The organism is Bacillus sp. SRB_331, assembly GCF_003264175.1.
Taxonomy (GTDB): Bacteria; Bacillota; Bacilli; order Bacillales; family Bacillaceae_G; genus Bacillus_A; species Bacillus_A mycoides.
In genome coordinates this window covers 1-379 of sequence record NZ_NADV01000110.1, presented here as the reverse complement: position 1 = coordinate 379, position 379 = coordinate 1, and the positions used below count along the sequence as shown (strand labels likewise).

1 pseudogene is annotated in these 379 nt (G+C 37.7%); it reads right to left on the bottom strand.

Annotation, left to right across the window (positions count from 1 at the left end):
- Positions 1-379: pseudogene (locus B5P42_RS31450) on the bottom strand (saccharopine dehydrogenase); the annotation flags it as partial.

Below are 379 nucleotides of genomic sequence, written 5' to 3'. Positions count from 1 at the left end.
TGTCTTGAAGAGAATATAGTGCATTGATATCAACCGTAACCTCTTGAAGATCTTTTGAATAAATTTTAGAAAAAAAGGGCTGCTGTCCCCCCCATCCACCCTGAAGCTAATACAACAGGGGATTGGACCTCAACATTTTTTAATCGATCAATAGAACTCTTAAAGCGTTCAGTCCAACGAGTAATGTCAACCAATGGGATTTTTTTTCGAACTGCGGATAGGAGTAGTCTATCTTGCGGGTCATTAACCGCATTAACAACTAATGTGAAATTATCATCCAAATTTCTTAAAGGATCATCTGTTGTGTTGTCTACCTTGACTATTTTTACTCTCTCTGATTCAAAAGGTAACGCTTTACCTAAGGTTCTTCCTCCTAATC